Consider the following 16,400-nt stretch of genomic DNA (forward strand, 5'->3'; position numbering starts at 1 on the left):
CGGGACGGGCCGGCGGCCCGTCCCGCCTCACCGCCACGCGGTCAGTGGCCGGCGTGGCCCGTGAGGTCGACGACGGCCGGGCCGGAGCCACCGCCGGCCGGACCGCCGGGGGCGGTGGCCGGGGCGCTCGTCGTCGCGGCGGTGCCGGACGGCGCGGCCCCGGACGGGGCCGACGTGGTGTGGCTGCCGTGCCCCTGGAACCGGTCGATCGACTCCTGCGCGCCCGGCGGCATCGACCCGTCGGCGTTGCGCACGAGGAAGATCCCCGCCATGCCGCCGTCGGAGTGGAACTGGACGTGGCAGTGGTACATCCACGCACCGGGGCCGACGCCGAGCCCGGCGACGACCTGGAACCCGAACGCGTCGCCCGGGTTGAGGTCCCGGTTGTCGACGACCTGGCTCGGGTCGTACTGGTCCGCGAGCAGGCCGGTGCGGTTGTTCGCCCAGCGGTGCGCGTGGAGGTGGAAGGTGTGGAGCTGGTTGCCGTGGCCGATGCAGATGAACTCGACGCGCTCGCCGAGCTTCGCCTCGAACATCGGCGTGTCCGGCGCGACCTTGTTGTTGATGGTCATGTCGTTGAAGACCATCGTGAACTGCTTCTGCGGCAGCACGTCGCCGACCCGGCGCACGACGAGCGCGCCGTAGAGGCCCGCCGCGAGGCCCTGCGTGCCGTGCTCGCCCCACGCGTGGTCGTGGTAGTGCCAGTAGCCCGCGCTGCCGGGCATCCAGATGCCGCGGTCGCGCGCCATCTTCACGGTCGACCACGTGTACGTCCGCGTCTCGCCCGGCTCGTTGAACGAGTTGTTGAACGTGCTGCCGTCGCTGTTGACGTCGTAGTTGACGCCGTGCGGGTGGATGGACAGGCGCTTGTCCGTCGTGTTGACGAGCGTGATCTCGAGGGTCTCGCCCTCCCACATCTCGAGGATGGGCCCGGGGACGGTCGCCTTGCCGCGCTCGAGCCCGTACCCGACGAGGGTGTCGGAGATCCGCTCGGCGTACATGGTGATCTTGCGGACGCCGGTGGCTGCGGTGACGGTCGTCGCGGCGGCGGCGGGGGGCGCCGCGGCGACGCTGCCGCCGGCTCCGAGCAGGAGCGCGGCGGCGGGGCTGGCAGCGACGACGCCGGCCCCGGCGAGCAGGGCCCGCCTCGAGAGCGGCCTCGGCGCCGTCTCGGTCGTCGGGTCGGGCATGGGGGACTCCTTCCGGGCGTACGGGGTCGTCCGGGCGGTCCGCGGCGCGCCGGACCGGCGGGACGGCGGTCGCCGCCCCGCGTGCCGGCGCGCTCGGGCGCGCGGAGGTTCCCCGAGGTGGTGCGGGGGGACTCTGGGCAGCAGGACTGGGTGGTGCGGGGGTGTCCCGCGGTCGCAGAGGGTCGAGAGGGTGCTCGGTCGTGCGGGGCTCGACCCGGGTCGGTGGGAGACCGGCCGTGGGGCGAGGTCCGGGGCCGCCATGGCCCCCGCCGGGGTGCGCGTCGGTGCGTACCGCTCGGCTGTCGGTCCGGACGACGGGCTCCCCTGCGCCGACGTCCGGCCCCCTGGTGGGTTCCAGGGGCAACGAGGTTCATGACACCGCAGTCAGTGCATGGATGTCAACAGGTAGGCGAAAGTTGTGTCGACAACAAGCAAAAGTCCCCGGCCGATCGACACTTGTCCCCGGAGCGGCTCTCGACGGGCCTCCGACCCGTCCCGGACGGGTGTGCGTCGGCCGGTCGTGGTGGAGTGACCGCGTGACTCGCGACCTCCCCGCGTGGTCCGTCCGGGAGTCGGCCCTCGACGTCGACGACCCGGCCACGGCCGCGTCCCTCCTGTCCCTCGCCAACGGGTACGTCGGCGTCCGCGGCACGCTCGACGAGGCGGACCCCGACGACGACCCCTCGACCCTCGTCGCCTCCGTGCACGAGGAGTTCGAGCAGACGTACGCGGAACGCGCGTACGCCTACCCCGAGGTCGAGGAGCGCCTCGTGCCGGTCGTCGACGCGTGGCGGGTCGGCTGGTCCGTCGACGGCGAGCCGGTCGACGTCCGGACCGACGACCCCGCCGGTCCCGACGGGACGGTCGAGGCGCACGAGCGCGTGCTCGACCTGCGCCGGGGCGTGCTGCGGCGCGAGCTGCGCTGGACCGCGCCGTCGGGCGGGAGCGTCACCCTGCACAACGAGCGGCTCGTCCCGCTCACCCGGCGCGAGGTCGTCGCGTCGCGCTGGCGCGTGCACGCGCACGGCGACGTCACCGTCACCCTGCGCCCGGTGCCCGGCTGCGCCCACGGCGGGCAGGACCCCGGCCGCGAGGCGCCCGGGCTGGTCACCGTCTCGTGCCGGCACGACGCCGAGGGGTCGTCCGTGCGGCAGCGCACCGTGCGCTCGGAGCGCGGCGTCGCCGTCGAGACCGCGCACCTCGTCGACGCGGCGGACGGCGTCCGCCCGCGCTGGCACCACCGCGGCGGCGCCGCCGTCCTCACCGTCGACCTGCGCACCGACGAGTGGCTGGAGGTCGTCGTCCTCGCCGCCTACGCGGGCGGCGCCGACGCCGACGCGCTCCCCGCGCACGCGCACTCCGTGCTCGCCGCGGCCGTCGACGCGGGCTGGGACGCGCTCGAGCGCGAGCAGGCCGACGCCCTCGCCGTGGTCTGGGAGCGGGGCGACGTCGAGCTCGACGGGGACGACGAGATGCAGCAGGCGCTGCGGCACGCCCTGTTCCAGGTGGTCCAGGCGTCGGCGCGCGTCGAGGGCGTGGGCGTGCGCGCCAAGGGCCTCACGGGCACCGGCTACGCGGGCCACGCCTTCTGGGACTCGGACACCTTCGTGCTCCCCGTCCTGGACCACGTGCTGCCCGACGCCGCGGCCGCGCACCTGCGCTGGCGGCACGCCACCCTCCCCCACGCGTGCGAGCGGGCCGCCGAGCTGGGCCTGCCCGGCGCCGCGTTCCCGTGGCGCACCATCAGCGGACGCGAGTCGTCGGGCTACTGGCCCGCGGGCACCGCCGCGTTCCACGTCGCCTCGGCCGTCGCGCTCGCCGCCGTCCGGCACGTCGCCGCCACGCACGACGACGAGCTCGCCCGGGACGTCGCCGTCGACCTCGCGGTGCAGACGGCGCGGCTGTGGGCCGGGCGGGGCCACCACACCGCCGCCGGCTTCCGCATCGACGGCGTGACCGGGCCCGACGAGTACACCGCCGTCGTCGACAACAACACGTACACCAACCTCATGGCCCGCAAGAACCTGCGCGCGGCGGACGAGCTGTGCGAGCGGTTCCCGGAGCAGGCGGCGCGGCTGGACGTCACCGCCGACGAGCGCGCGGGGTGGCGGCGCGCGGCCGACCGGATGGTCGTCCCGTACAACGCGGAGCTCGGCGTGACGGAGCAGTCGCAGGACTTCACGCGCCACGCCCACTGGGACTTCGAGTCGCGCGGCACCGCGCGGTTCCCGCTCGACGACCACGTGCACTACGTCGAGCTGTACCGGCGGCAGGTCGTCAAGCAGGCCGACCTCGTGCTCGCCCTGCACGCCGCACCCGAGGAGTTCACGCCCGAGCAGCGCCGCCGCGACTTCGACTACTACGAGCCGCTCACCGTCCGCGACTCGTCCCTGTCCGCGCCCGTGCAGGCGGTCGTCGCCGCGGAGATCGGGTACGTCGAGCTCGCGTACGACTACGCGCGCGAGTGCGCGCTCCTCGACCTGTGCGACCTGCGCGCGTCGACCGACGGCGGGCTGCACGTCGCGTCGCTCGCGGGCGCCTGGACGGCCGTCGTCACGGGGATCGTGGGGCTGCGGCACGACGACGACGGGCTCCGCCTCGCGCCCCGCCTCCCGGCGCGGCTCACGCGGCTCGCGCTCGCCGTCCACCACGGGGACGCCCGGGCGCGCGTCGAGGTCCGGGCCGACGGCGTCACGTACCGCCTCGAGTCCGGCGAGCGGCTGCGGGTCGTGCACGACGACGAGCCCTTCGAGCTCACGCCCGAGCACCGGGTCCTCGAGCGACCGCTGCTCGCCGGCATCCAGGACCCGCCGCCGGCGCAGCCGCCGGGCCGCGCCCCGCTCTTCGCCGCCTCGTAGGTGGACGTCCCCGCGACGGGCCCGGTGGGCCGTGCGCGGAGGTCCGCTACGTCGGCAGCCGCTCCTGCGCGCCGCGGAGCCCGGCGGCTCCCGGACCGGTCCCGCCTGGCGGGGCGAGGCGCCCGGCACGCCGGTGCGCGGCCCGGTACTGCGAGGGCGCGAGGCCGTACTCCGCGGCGAACGCCTGCCGCAGCGCCTCCGCGGACCTCAGGCCGCACTCGCGGGCGACGGTGGTGACCGGGTGGTCGGTCGACGCGAGCAGATGGGCCGCCGCCTCGGTCCGGGCTCGCCGGACGTACCGCGCCGGCGTGCGGCCGAGGTGCCGGACGAACAGGCGCGTGAGCTGCCGCTGGCTCACGCCCGCGTGGGCGGCGAGGGCGGGGAGCGAGAGGTCTCCGTCGAGCCGCGCGGCGACGAGGTCGACCACGGCCCGGACGCATGCGTCCCGCACCTGAGGGGCCGCCGTGAAGACGCTCATCTGGGCCTGGTTCCCCGGACGCTGGAGGTACGTCACGAGCGCGCGGGCCACCCTGCGGGCGAGCTCCGGACCGTTGTCCTCCTCGACCAGCGCGAGCGTGAGGTCGAGCGCGCTCGTCACGCCCGCCGACGTGTAGACGTTGTCGTCGCGCACGTAGATGGGCGCCGGGTCGACGCGGACGGCGGGGTACTCCTGCGCGAGCCGGTCGGCGTAGCGCCAGTGCGTGGTGGCACGACGCCCGTCGAGGAGACCCGTCGCCGCGAGGACGGTCGCGCCCGTGCAGACCGACGCGACCCTGCGGCTCAGGGCGGCCACCCGGCGCACGTGCGCGACGACGAGCGGGTCGGCACCGGCCTCCTCGTGGCCGAGCCCTCCGGTCACGACGACCGTGTCGACCGGCTCGACCCACCGCTGGAGGGAGCCGTGGCTCGCGAGCGTGAGGCCCGAGTCGCACGCGACGGGTCGCCCGCCCGGGGTCAGCAGCACCACCCGGTAGGGCGGCGCAGCGCCCACACGGTTCGCGAGGACGAGCGTCGAGGTCACGCACGCGATGTCCAGGAGCTCCGCGCCGGCGTAGCCGACGACCGCCACCAACCGCTCCGCCATGAGCCGTCACCCCCGGGTTCCCGACGTCCGGTCCACGGATCCAGACACCGTCCACGATACCCCCGGGGAGTACCGCGGCCCAGGGTGAGGCTGGTCCTCCCAGGAGAGCGCGGTCGCCCGACCGCGACCGCCACGAGAGACGAGGACGTCATGAGCACTCCACGCACCGCCCGGCAGACCACCGGACCGCGCTCCGGAACCACGCGGGGGACGAGCACCCAAACGAGCACCCAGACGAGCACGGGGACGAGCACGGGGACGAGCAGCGGGACGAGCGCCGCCCGGGCCGTCGTGGCCCGCTGGCCCGCCGCGCTCGGCCTCGGCGTCGCCGTCCTGCTGCTCGCGATCGGCGTGGCCGACCGCACCACCCTGGCGATCGGCGTGAGCGCGGCCGCGCTCTGCTACGTGGCCGCAGCAGCGCTCGGACGCCCCTGGGTCGCCTGGGTGAGCGTCCTCGGCGCCTCGCTCGTCGTGGTCGCGAGCGAGGTGGCGGGCATCCCCTGGTGGGCCGGCATCGGGCTCACCGCGCTCGTGCTGCTCGGGATCGGCGTCGCGCGCGGCGCAGCACGACCGACGCTCCCCCAGGCGGCCGCACTCCTCGGCTACGGGTCCCTCGCTGTGGTGGCGCTCGCCGTCGACCCGGGCATCGGTCTCGTCGTGGCAGGGCTGACCCTGGCCGGCCACGCCGCGTGGGACGTCGTCCACCACCGGCGCGGCGAGGTCGTCCCCCGGCCGATGGCGGAGGCGTGCCTGTACTTCGACGTCGTCCTCGGCCTGGGCTGCCTCGCCCTCGCCGCCCTCCGCTGAGACGCGGGGGCGCGTCCGGGACGCGCCGTCAGCCCGCGAGCGCCTCGCGCAGGGTCGTCGCGAACGCGGCCGGGTCGTTCGCGGGCGACCACTCGTTGACCACGAAGCCGCCGTGGTCGCCCGGGAACGTCACCGGCTCGACGCCCAGGAGGGCGGCGAGGGCGGCACCGCCGCGCCACGCGAGCGTGCCCTCGCCCTGGGCGCTCACGGCGGGGACGATGCGGGTCGCCGCCGCGCGCAGGGCGTCGCCGTCGGGCGCCCACGACGGCATGGTGGCCAGGTTCCGGCCGAGGAGCAGGTCGTCGCGCGACCCGTGGTCCTCCGTCGGGAAGCCGAACATCGCCGGGTCGGGCGCCGGGCGGTCGAGGTAGTCCGCGGGCAGCGGCCCCACGTGGTTGACGAGCGCGACGAACTTCGCCATCGCGGGCCCGAAGCCCTCGCGCCGGTACGTCTCCACGACGTCCGCCTGCACCGCCGTCGCGGTCTCGGCGTCCTCCAGCAGCGGCGTGATCGGCGGCTCGTGCGCGACGAACGTCCGCACGTCGCCCGGGTGCCGCTCGATCCACGAGAGCCCGACGACGCCGCCCCCGCTCGACCCGAACACGTCCACCGGGCCGAGGCCGAGCGCGGCCACGATCTCGTGCAGGTCGTCCGCGTGCCGCTCGACCGACACCTCGCCGTCGGCGGCGAGCGTGCTGCGCTCGGTGCCGCGCGGGTCGTACGTGACGACCACCCGGTCGTCGAGGAGGTCCACGAGCTGCCCGAACCCGGACGCCGCCATGGGCGAGCCCATGACGACGAGCGGCGGCAGGTCGCTCGTCGTCGCGGGGGTCCGGACGTCGTAGGCCAGGACGGCTCCCGGCACGTCCAGGGTCTGGCTCGTGGTGCGGGTCGTGGTCTCGCTCATGGCGTCCTCCGTGTCGTCGTCCCGCCGCGCGTCGCGGCAGGTCCCGTGCGTAGAGACGACGCCCGGGACCGGAACTGAGCGGTCCTCGCGGCCCCGCGTTGCCACTACCCTCACAGGATGCCGTCATCGAGGACCGTGCCCGCCGTCGTCGCCGCGGGGACGCTCACCGCGGTGCTCTGGGTCGTCACCGGCCGTGCCGCGGACTGGCTCGCCGGGGCGGGGCACACCCTGCCCGCCGGGCTCGTGCGGACGGTCCTGCCCCACCCGACCGGCGTCGTCACGGGCGGTCAGCAGGTCTCGGGCAGCACCGTGCTCACGGCCGCCCTCGCGGGCGGGCTCGTCGCGCTCGGCACGCACCTCGTGCTGCGGCGCCTGCCCGCGGGCGAGGGCCGCGGGGCGGCGTTCCTCGCCGTGTGGGGCGCGGCCGTGCTCGCCTCCGCGCTCGCCGCGACGGCGGCGTGGTTCGCGGGCGTCACGCTGGCCTGGCGCGCGGACACCGTCACCCGGTTCGTCGCGACCGCGCTCGGCGGGTGGTGGGGGTTCGTCAACGGGCCGCTCGTGGCCGTGACGGTCGCCGTCGCGCGCGCCCTCACCGACCGCCACGACGACCCCGCCGGCACGCGCCACACCCGGACGCCGACCCGGGTCCGCGCGTGGCCCGCCGCGCTCGCCGCCGGCACCGCGACGGGCGTGCTGTGGGCTGCCGCGGGCGTCGGGCGCACGACGCTCCCCGGCGCGGCGGACCCCCAGTCCCCGTGGGGTGTCGCCCGCGACGTCGTGCTGCTGCCCTCCGCCCGGATCTCCGTCGACCGCGCGGCGCTCCTCGCCGACCCCGTGCACCTGCTGCTGCCCGTCGGCGTCGGGCTCGCGGTCGGCCTGCTCACGGCGCTCGCCGCGCGGCGGCTGCCACCCGTCGAGGGCCGCGCGGCGCTGCTGCTCGCGGTGTGGCTCGCGTGCGCCGGGGGCGCGGCCCTCGCCGCGGCGGTGCCCGTCGTCGCCTCCACGCTCGCCGCGGGCGGCGTGCTGCCCGACGCCGGCCGCACCCTCCCCGTGCTCGAGTCGGGACTCGCCTGGGGGATGGTGTGCGGGGTCCTCGTCGCGCCGCTCGCGGTGGTCGTGCACCGGCACGCGGGCACGCGACCGCTCGCGGAGGCGGCCACCGCGGACGAGCCGTGGCCCGCGCCGGTCGCGCCCGAGGGGTCCGCCCCCGGGGAGCCCGCGCCCGAGCAGGCGGAGGCGCCCGACGCCGTCGACGCTCCCGCGCCCGACGACGCCCGGCACCCCGACGAGGTCACCGCACGCTCCTGAGGGACGGCGTTCCGGCACCCGCCACCCCGGCGTCACCCGGCGGTCGTCGTCCCGACACCCGGGCCCCCTAGCGTCGACCGTGACCAGCAGACCGGGACGAACCGGAGAGGGCACAGCGACGATGACCCTGACGATCACGCTCGTACGCCACGGGCAGACCTACCTCAACGCACGACGCCACCTGCAGGGGGCGTGCGACTCCCCCCTCACCCGCACGGGACGCGCGGGCGTGCGCGTCACGGCGCAGCACCTCGCGCGGCACGACTTCGCGGCCGCCTACTCCTCGCCGCAGGGCCGCGCGGTCCTCACCGCGATGGAGATCCTGCGGCACCACCCCGACCTCCCGCTCACGGTCGACCCCGACCTGCGCGAGCTGTCGTTCGGCTCCTACGAGCGGCGGCCGGAGTCGCACCTCGACGCCGTCGAGCCGTGGGCCGAGCTCGTGCCGCGCATGCTCGCGGGCACCCACCCGGGCGTCGGCGGCGGGGAGCCGGGCCGGGACTTCATGGCGCGCGTGCGCGCGGTGTTCACGCGCGTCGTGGCCGCGCACGACGACGCCTCCCGCCCGGGCGCGACGCGTGACCGGCACGTGCTCGTCGTCGGGCACGGCCTGACGCTCGGCGCCTGGCTCGCGACGCTCTCGCCCTCCGGCCTCGTCGCGCTGCCCAACGCGTCCGTCTCGACCGTCGAGGTGACCGACGGCGTCCCCCGCCTCCTCGCGGCCGGGGTCGACGTCGCCGGCCACGGCCACGTCGCCGCCCGCCCCGCCCCGGCGCGCACCACCCCCCTCCTCCCCGCCTGACCGCCGCCCCGCCCGATCCCCCCGGCGGAGAGACCTCCGCCGAACACGGGGTTGTGGTCGTTCTCCGGCGGAACACGCCGCCAACCCCGTGCTCGGCAGGGATCAACCCCGTGGTCGACGGCGGGCGGCGGGGGCCGACGTCGCACGGCTCCTGACGGGCGGGACGGGGCCGGGCGGGTGAGGCTCGAGGGGATGCCGTGGGGGCGGCGGCGTCCCGACACCTGACCGTCCCCGGGGCGTCGCCCGGCGTCCACCGGAACGCAACGCCGCGTTCCTAGGGTCGCCGGGGCAACCGACCCGACGCTCGGAGGACCCGATGACGACCACCCGACGCCGCGCCGTGCGCGGTACCGCCGCCGCACTGGCGGGGACCCTGCTCGCGACGACACTCGTCGCCGCCACCGCCACGACCGCGACCGTGCCGTTCGCGGCCCCGGCCGCCGCCGCACCCGGCGACGTGCTGCTCGCCGAGTCGTTCGACGGCGACGACCTCCCCGAGGGCTGGACGCCCGTGCTCGGCGACTGGCAGGTGCGCGACGGCCGCCTCGTCGGCGACGCGCCCGACGGCTCGTCGCCCGCGCGGATCGTGTTCGGCCGCTCCGCCGAGAACTACCGGCTCGACGCGACGCTCCGGTTCGAGAGCGTCGACAACGCGTCGCGCTGGGCGGGCGCGATCCTCGACGTCGCTCCCGACGGCACGACCCCGTGGTGGCAGGCCGTGCTGCGCAGCACGACGACCGCGTCCAACGGCGTCGAGATCGCCCAGCGCACCGCCGCGGACGCGTGGAACGTCCCGTATACCGGCTCCGCGTCGGCCGACGCCGCGACCGGGCGCGACGTGCACCTGTCCGTCGAGGTGCAGGGCGCGGCCGTCACGTACGCGCTCGACGGGCGGACCGTGCTGGAGGGGCGGATCGACCGGTCGCGCGACGGCGCGCTCGGCTTCGTCACCGCCGGGGCGACCGTGAGCGTCGACGACGTGACCGTCACGGAGATCGAGCCCGCGTCCTCCGTGGGCGGCGACGGCGAGCTGCCCGTCACCGTCGCGCACCGCGGCTACTCGTCCGTGGCACCCGAGAACACGCTCGCGGCCGTCGCGGCCGGGATGCGCACGGGGGCCGAGTACGTCGAGGTCGACGTGCACACCACGGCCGACGGCGTCCCCGTCGTGCTGCACGACCAGACGGTCGACCGCACGACCGACGGCACGGGCGACGTGGCCGTCCTGGCAGGCGAGCAGGTCACCGCGCTCGACGCCGGGTCCTGGTTCTCCCCCGCGTTCGCCGGGCAGCGGCTGCCGTCGTTCGCGCAGCTGCTCGACCTGCTGGAGACCGGCTCGTCGACCCTGCTCCTGGAGATCAAGGGGCCCGAGACGTCCGCGGAGGTCGAGCGGGTCGTCGACATGGTCGTCGAGGCCGGGCTCGAGGACCGCGTGGTGCTCCAGTCGTTCGACGTCGACGCGCTGCGCGCCGCGCGCGAGCACGCCCCGCAGATCCCGCGCGGGCTGCTCCGCGGCGCGCTCGACGCCGACCCGGTCGCCGTGGCGCAGGACCTCGGGGCAGTCATGTACAACCCGTCGGCGAGCGCGCTGCTCGCGCGACCGGGCGTCGTCGCCGACCTCAACGCGGCGGGCGTCGCCGTCATGCCGTACACGGTGAACTCCGCCGCCGACTGGGCGCGGCTCACCGAGATCGGGGTCGACGGCATCATCACCGACCGCGCGGGGGCCTTCGTCGGGTGGAAGCAGGCGCGCGAGCAGGAGGCGCCCGCGCCCGGCGCGCCGACGGTCACGATCGTCAGCCCCGCGGAGGGCACCGAGGTCGAGCGGGGCGGCACGCTCGTCGTCGCGGCGAGCACGACCGACGCGGACGAGGTCGTCGTGACGCTCGACGGCGAGCCCGTGGACAACGGGGCGGTCGTCCCGGCCGCGGACCTCGCGCTCGGCGAGCACACGGTGGCCGCGACCGCCCGGGGCGCGGGCGGCGAGGCGACCGCGGAGACGACCGTCGTCGTGACCGTCACGCCGGAGGGCCTGCGCTCGCGCCTCGCGGCGCTCGACCTCCCGCCCGGCCAGCTGACGAAGGCGCTCGACGCCGTCGAGGCCGGGCGGTGGGCGTCGGTGCGGAAGGTCGTGGAGAAGTTCGTGCGCGACACGGCCACGCGCGAGCGCCTGCTCGCGGAGGTCGACCACCTCGACGGCCGCTGACGGGCCGTCACGCGCGGGGCCGCTCCACCGAGCGGCCCCGCGTGACCCGTCCCCGGTCGGAGCCGACCGGGGACGGGTCGCTCACGCGTCGGCGAGGAAGCGCCGCCGCTCCCCGCGGGCGGACCCGATCCGCGCCCAGCCGGTGAGGGCCAGGGCCCCGCCCAGGACCCACGGGACGACGTCCCACCCGGGCGGCCCGTCCGACCCGACGACGGCGCCGTCCGTCGCGAGGATCGCCGCCCCCAGGCCGAGCAGCGCGAGACCCAGCACCAGCAGGACGACGTCCCACGCCGCGCTCCCCGCGCCGCGCCGGGGCGCCCGGGCGACGAGGGCGGCCTTCTCGGCCGCAGTGAGCGGCGCCGTCGGGCCGAGGGGCTGGACGCGCTCGGCGCCGTGCCGGAACCGTGCCGGGTCCTCGACGGCCTCGACGAGCGCGGCGGGCAGCCCGAGGAGGTAGGCGAGCTCGGCGACCGGGTCGCCGGGCCAGGTCGACGCGGCGAGCAGCGCGCGCAGCCGGCCCGGGTCGCGCGGCGCGCCGAACGCCTCGACCAGGGCCTCGTACGCGCCCTCGGGGCCGGACGTCGAGAGGTCCGTCCAGGTGTCGTTCCAGCTCCCGAAGACCCACGGGCGCCCCGGCGTGCTGAGCGTCCAGGCGACGCCGCCGCCGGTCCGTTCCAGGCTGACGACGACCTCTCCGCTGCGCAGGCCGCGCTCGATCGTGGACCGTGCACGGAACTCGCCCGAGAGGGCCGAGCGGAACGCCTCCTGCGCCTCGTCGTCCGACACGCCCGGCGTCGGTGCCTCGGGGCGCGCGGCCGTCCACACGACCGTGCGCTCGTCGGTCGCGCGCACCCACGTCGTCCCCGCCCGGCGCACGGCAGCGCGGACGAACGCGGCGTCCGCGCGGACGAGCTGCACGACGGCGTCGGGCGCCGCCGAGTCCGTCGCAGGCAGGTCGGCGACCGCGGCGAACGCCTCGAGAAGGTCGTCGGGGTGCTCGAGCGCGCGCAGGCGGTCCGCGGCGGTCGTCGCGTCCCGCAGCCCGACGAGCGCGCCGACGGCCGCGAGCACCGCACCCGGGTCGCCGTCGAGGCGCATCGTGTGGTCGGTGCTCGAGCCGGGCTGCGCGGGGGCCCACGTGACGACGACCGGCGGTGCGACGGCGTCGGCACGGGCAGCGAGGATCGCGCTCACGCCCTCGGGCAGCAGGTCCGAGCCCGCGTCGAGCTGCACGACCCACGGGACCGGCACGAGCGCGTCGACCTGCGCGAGAGCCTCCGCGGCCGACGTCGGGGCGTCCGCCGCGTCGGTCGCCGTGCCGTTCTCGGTGTCGACCTCGGCGAAGGTCCAGCCGCGGTCGTCCGTCGGGCCGACGCGCCCGTACTCGAGGTCCGCGGCGCGGAGACGGTCGACGACCTGGGCGTGCGGGCTGCGCGTGACGACGTTCACGGCGTCATGATGCCGCACGCGCCGCGACCCGGCGGGCACCGTCCCGTCAGAAGCCCTCGGGCGGCGTGAACTGCGAGAGCGTGAGCACCGCACCCTGCGGGTCACGGATCTCCGCCTCGCGCGTCCACCCCGTGTCGGCCGAGGACAGCACCACCGCACCGGCCCGCTCGGCCGCCGCGGCCGCGGCGTCCCGGTCCGCGACGGCGAACGTCACGGTGTGGCGTGCGGGGCCGGGCTCCTCCAGGACGCCCGCCACGACGTCCCGGAAGCCGGGTGGCGCACCCGCCTGGTTCGCGTCGATCTCCGGGTTGACGGTCCGCGCGAGGTGGTCGCCGTAGCCCTCGACGCGCGCCATCCCGGCTCCGAGGTCCGGGCTCACCTCCCAGCCGAGCAGCGGGCCGTAGAAGTGCAGGGCCCGCGCGACGTCGGGCGTGCGCAGCACGCTGAAGTTCCACGTGCCCGGCTCGTTCGCGCGCTGCGCACCGAGCCGCGTGCCCGGCTGCCACAGCCGGAACGTCGCGCCCTGCGGGTCGCGGACGGTCGCCGTGCGCCCCGGCGGGCCGACCGTCGTCGGGCCGTCGAGGATTTCGCCCCCGAGGTCCGGGACGCCGCGCGCGGAGGCGTCCACGTCGTCGACCGCGACGTAGGTGATCCAGCCGGGCTCGCCCCGGCCCGTCGCGACGGCCGCGACGTCCTGCCCGTCGAGCGACGCGACGACGTACCGCTCCCCCGCGCCGGGCGGGAGCCGGTCCTCGAACTCCCACCCGAAGAGGGCGCCGTAGAAGGCGAGGGCGGCGTCGACGTCGGGCTGCTCGGTGTCCACCCAGCAGGGCACGCCGTGCGGGTAGGTGCGGACGGGTCGGGACGGCGAGGTGTCCATGTCTCACGGTCCCACCGGGCACCCACATCGGCACCCCGCCCGCGACCCCGGGTGTTCGCCCGCGCGACACCTCGCCGACCTACCGGGCGTGGGCACCCCTGCGTACGGTGGCGGGGAACCTCTCGACGACCACCATCCCCGACGACGAGGAGCCACCGTGTCCACGAGACCGTCCACCCCGACCGCGCCCCGCACCCGACCACGCCCGGCGCGCCCCGCGCTCGTCCCCGCCCTCGCGGCCGCCGCGGCCCTCGCGGTGGCGTCCGCGGGCGCCGTCGCCGCGCCCGCCGTCGCGCACGGCGACCGCCACGGCCACGACCGCGGGACGCTCCGCGTCGCGACGTACAACGCGAGCCTCAACCGCGCCGCCGCGGGCGAGCTCGAGGCCGACCTCTCGACCCCCGACGACCCGCAGGCCGCGACGATCGCCGAGGTGCTCCAGCGCACGCGGCCCGACGTCGTGCTGCTCAACGAGTTCGACTACGTGCCCGACGAGCGCGCGGTCGACCTGTTCCGCGAGAACTACCTCGAGGTCCCTCAGGGCGGCGCCGAGCCGATCGAGTACCGCCACGCCTACGTCGCGCCGTCGAACACGGGCGTGCCCAGCGGGTTCGACCTGAACGACGACGGCACGGTCGGCGGAGGCGACGACGCGTTCGGCTTCGGCGCGTTCGAGGGGCAGTACGGCATGGTCGTGCTGTCGCGGTACCCGATCGACACGCGCGGCGTCCGCACGTTCCAGCACTTCCTGTGGAAGGACATGCCGGGAGCGCTCCTCCCGGACGACCCCGCGACGCCCGCGCCCGCGGACTGGTTCACGCCCGAGGAGCTCGAGGTCGTGCGCCTGTCGAGCAAGTCGCACTGGGACGTCCCGGTCCGGGTGGGCCGCGAGACGGTCCACGTCCTCGCGTCGCACCCCACGCCCCCGACGTTCGACGGCCCCGAGGACCGCAACGGCCGACGCAACCACGACGAGATCCGGTTCTGGGCGGACTACGTGACGCCCGGCACGGCGTCGCGGTACGTGTACGACGACGCGGGCCGACGCGGCGGGCTGCGTCCGGGCGCGAGCTTCGTCGTCCTCGGCGACCAGAACGCCGACCCGCTCGACGGCGACTCCGTGGACGCCGCGATCGACCAGCTGCTGGACCACCGGCGCGTCCAGGACCCCGCGCCCCGGTCCGCCGGTGCCGTGGAGGCCGCCGCGCTCCAGGGCGGGGCGAACGCGACCCACCGGGGCGACCCGGCGCTCGACACCGCCGACTTCGCCGACACCGCCCCCGGGAACCTGCGCGCGGACTACGTGCTCCCGTCGCGCGACCTGCGCGTCCGGGACGCGGGCGTGTTCTGGCCGGTCCAGGCGGACCCGCTCTCGCGGCTCACGGGCGTCTTCCCGTTCCCGAGCAGCGACCACCGGCTCGTGTGGGTGGACCTGGCGGTCCGCGGCTGACCCACCGGTCTCGCCGTCGCCCCGGGTGCTCGTCGCCCGGGGCGACGAAGGTGGACCCGCGCCGCCCGCAGGTGCACACTCGGAGGTCTGTGCTCACCGCCGACGCACAGCAGACTCCCGGCCGGCGCCTCGCCGGTCGCACGGCACGCCCCCGGCGCGCCACGTCGTCCGGCCCGACGACCACCTCACCCTCGTCCCCGGGGCGACGCCCGCGCCGACAGCAGCGCGCGCCGGCTCCCCTCGCACCCGCGGGACCGCCGGACCAGGAGCACCCATGAGAAGACTCCGCACCGCCCTGCCCACCGCCGTCGCCGCCGCGACGGCCGCCCTCGTGCTCGTCGCGGGGCCCGCCGTCGCGCACGGCGGCAAGCCGTCGCCGCGCCCGCCGACCGTGACCGACGTCGCGACCGGCCTCGTCACGCCGCTCAGCCTCGCGGTCGGACCGCGCGGCACCACCTACGTCACCCAGAACTTCCCCGGGCTGCTCACGGCTGTCGGCCGCGACGGCACCCCGACCGTCCTCTACGCGTCGCCCGACGGCGGCGAGGTGGGCGGCGTCTCCTACGACGGCCGCCGGATCACGTTCACCGAGACACAGCTCGGCGAGGAGGGACCGGTCGCGTCGGAGGTGTCGACGCTGCGCACCGACCGGCGGGGCAACCCGACGGGCGCGCCGGTCGTGCTCGCGGACACCTTCGCGTACGAGCAGGCGAACAACCCCGACGGCGGCGTGACGTACGGCCTGCGCGACACCGACCCGGCGTGCGTCGCCCAGGTCCCCGCGTCGCCCGTCCCGCCCCGGTACACGGGGATCGCGGACTCCCACCCCTATGCGACGACGTCGTCCCACGGCACCACGTACGTCGCCGACGCGGGCGCCAACGCGATCCTGTCGGTGAGCGACCGCGGCCGGGTACGGACCGTGGCCGTGCTGCCCGCGCAGCCCGCGGTCGTCACCGCCGAGGCGGCGGCGGGCCTCGGGTGGCCCGCGTGCGTCGTCGGGCAGACGTACTGGTTCGAGCCCGTCCCCACGGACGTCGAGGTGGGGCCGCGCGGCGTGCTCTACGTGACGACGCTCCCCGGCGGGCCCGAGGACGCGAGCCTCGGTGCGCGCGGGGCGGTCTACACGGTGGACCCGTGGCGCGGCTCGGTGCGCCAGCTCTCCTCCGGGTTCCTCGGCGCGACCAACCTCGCCGTGTCCGGCGACGGCACGGTCTACGTCGCCGAGCTGTTCGGCGGCAAGATCTCGCAGGTCGGCAAGCGCGGACCCAGCACCCTCGTCGAGGTCCCGCTCCCCGCGGGCCTGGAGTGGGACGGCAAGGGCCTCCTCGCGACGACGAACGCCCTCCCGGCGGACGAGACGACGCCGCCCGACGGCCACCTCGTGCGCATCGACCTCGGCCGGCACCGCGGGCGCTGACGCACCGCCGGCCCCGGGCGTCGCACCGACGCCCGGGGC

12 protein-coding genes are annotated in these 16,400 nt (G+C 76.7%); 7 read left to right on the plus strand and 5 right to left on the minus strand.

Annotation, left to right across the window (positions count from 1 at the left end):
• Nucleotides 1–41 precede the first annotated feature (41 nt).
• Nucleotides 42–1,190: a multicopper oxidase domain-containing protein gene (locus ACZ4MO_RS12780; protein ID WP_175009667.1), complete on the minus strand. Its 1,149-nt coding sequence runs from the start codon at nt 1,188–1,190 to the stop codon at nt 42–44.
• A 536-nt stretch (nt 1,191–1,726) separates the two neighbouring features.
• On the opposite strand from ACZ4MO_RS12780, the gene ACZ4MO_RS12785 reads away from it, so the two are divergent.
• Complete coding sequence (locus ACZ4MO_RS12785) at nt 1,727–4,048, plus strand: glycosyl hydrolase family 65 domain-containing protein (protein ID WP_186810480.1); 2,322 nt, start codon at nt 1,727–1,729, stop codon at nt 4,046–4,048.
• 46 nt (nt 4,049–4,094) lie between these two features.
• Here the strand turns inward: ACZ4MO_RS12785 and ACZ4MO_RS12790 are convergent, their stop codons facing one another.
• Complete coding sequence (locus tag ACZ4MO_RS12790; RefSeq protein WP_081599760.1) at nt 4,095–5,132, minus strand: GlxA family transcriptional regulator; 1,038 nt, start codon at nt 5,130–5,132, stop codon at nt 4,095–4,097.
• 150 nt (nt 5,133–5,282) lie between these two features.
• Here ACZ4MO_RS12790 and ACZ4MO_RS12795 point away from each other — a divergent pair, with 150 nt between their 5' ends.
• Nucleotides 5,283–5,939, plus strand: a complete 657-nt coding sequence (locus ACZ4MO_RS12795; protein WP_222592418.1) for a hypothetical protein — start codon at nt 5,283–5,285, stop codon at nt 5,937–5,939.
• A 28-nt stretch (nt 5,940–5,967) separates the two neighbouring features.
• On the opposite strand, the gene ACZ4MO_RS12800 is transcribed toward ACZ4MO_RS12795, so the two are convergent.
• Nucleotides 5,968–6,846, minus strand: a complete 879-nt coding sequence (locus ACZ4MO_RS12800; protein WP_175009669.1) for an alpha/beta fold hydrolase — start codon at nt 6,844–6,846, stop codon at nt 5,968–5,970.
• Nucleotides 6,847–6,963: 117 nt separating this feature from the next.
• On the opposite strand from ACZ4MO_RS12800, the gene ACZ4MO_RS12805 reads away from it, so the two are divergent.
• The 3 genes from ACZ4MO_RS12805 (at nt 6,964) to ACZ4MO_RS12815 (ending at nt 11,162) form a co-directional block, all read left to right on the plus strand.
• A complete protein-coding gene (locus ACZ4MO_RS12805) occupies nt 6,964–8,154 on the plus strand; it encodes a hypothetical protein (RefSeq protein WP_175009670.1) in 1,191 nt (396 codons plus the stop codon).
• Between the two features lie 121 nt (nt 8,155–8,275).
• Nucleotides 8,276–8,956: a histidine phosphatase family protein gene (locus ACZ4MO_RS12810; RefSeq protein ID WP_175009671.1), complete on the plus strand. Its 681-nt coding sequence runs from the start codon at nt 8,276–8,278 to the stop codon at nt 8,954–8,956.
• A 316-nt stretch (nt 8,957–9,272) separates the two neighbouring features.
• Nucleotides 9,273–11,162 carry a glycerophosphodiester phosphodiesterase family protein gene (locus tag ACZ4MO_RS12815; RefSeq protein ID WP_175009672.1) on the plus strand — a complete coding sequence of 630 codons (1,890 nt, stop codon included), beginning with the start codon at nt 9,273–9,275 and terminating at the stop codon, nt 11,160–11,162.
• Nucleotides 11,163–11,243: 81 nt separating this feature from the next.
• Here the strand turns inward: ACZ4MO_RS12815 and ACZ4MO_RS12820 are convergent, their stop codons facing one another.
• The gene (locus tag ACZ4MO_RS12820; protein WP_186810481.1) at nt 11,244–12,611 is read right to left on the minus strand and encodes a hypothetical protein; all 1,368 of its coding nucleotides are present in this window, start codon (nt 12,609–12,611) and stop codon (nt 11,244–11,246) included.
• 46 nt (nt 12,612–12,657) lie between these two features.
• Nucleotides 12,658–13,491, minus strand: coding sequence for a VOC family protein (locus ACZ4MO_RS12825; RefSeq protein WP_175009673.1), 834 nt, complete (start codon nt 13,489–13,491; stop codon nt 12,658–12,660).
• 157 nt (nt 13,492–13,648) lie between these two features.
• Between ACZ4MO_RS12825 and ACZ4MO_RS12830 the strand changes: the two genes are divergently transcribed.
• Together ACZ4MO_RS12830 and ACZ4MO_RS12835 are read left to right on the plus strand one after the other, a co-directional pair.
• Nucleotides 13,649–14,941 carry an endonuclease/exonuclease/phosphatase family protein gene (locus tag ACZ4MO_RS12830; RefSeq protein ID WP_255437341.1) on the plus strand — a complete coding sequence of 431 codons (1,293 nt, stop codon included), beginning with the start codon at nt 13,649–13,651 and terminating at the stop codon, nt 14,939–14,941.
• Nucleotides 14,942–15,215: 274 nt separating this feature from the next.
• On the plus strand, nt 15,216–16,361 hold the full coding sequence (locus ACZ4MO_RS12835) for a ScyD/ScyE family protein (protein ID WP_175009675.1): 1,146 nt from the start codon (nt 15,216–15,218) through the stop codon (nt 16,359–16,361).
• Nucleotides 16,362–16,400 lie beyond the last annotated feature (39 nt).

This window comes from Sphaerisporangium cinnabarinum, from assembly GCF_055567015.1.

Bases quoted from the DNA above. Each gene is read 5' to 3' on its own strand.
- ACZ4MO_RS12805 (WP_175009670.1), top strand. From the start codon at position 6,964: ATGCCGTCATCGAGGACCGTGCCCGCCGTCGTCGCCGCGGGGACGCTC.
- ACZ4MO_RS12810 (WP_175009671.1), top strand. From the start codon at position 8,276: ATGACCCTGACGATCACGCTCGTACGCCACGGGCAGACCTACCTCAAC.
- ACZ4MO_RS12800 (WP_175009669.1), bottom strand. From the start codon at position 6,846: ATGAGCGAGACCACGACCCGCACCACGAGCCAGACCCTGGACGTGCCG.
- ACZ4MO_RS12780 (WP_175009667.1), bottom strand. From the start codon at position 1,190: ATGCCCGACCCGACGACCGAGACGGCGCCGAGGCCGCTCTCGAGGCGG.
- ACZ4MO_RS12815 (WP_175009672.1), top strand. From the start codon at position 9,273: ATGACGACCACCCGACGCCGCGCCGTGCGCGGTACCGCCGCCGCACTG.
- ACZ4MO_RS12795 (WP_222592418.1), top strand. From the start codon at position 5,283: ATGAGCACTCCACGCACCGCCCGGCAGACCACCGGACCGCGCTCCGGA.
- ACZ4MO_RS12790 (WP_081599760.1), bottom strand. From the start codon at position 5,132: ATGGCGGAGCGGTTGGTGGCGGTCGTCGGCTACGCCGGCGCGGAGCTC.
- ACZ4MO_RS12825 (WP_175009673.1), bottom strand. From the start codon at position 13,491: ATGGACACCTCGCCGTCCCGACCCGTCCGCACCTACCCGCACGGCGTG.
- ACZ4MO_RS12835 (WP_175009675.1), top strand. From the start codon at position 15,216: ATGAGAAGACTCCGCACCGCCCTGCCCACCGCCGTCGCCGCCGCGACG.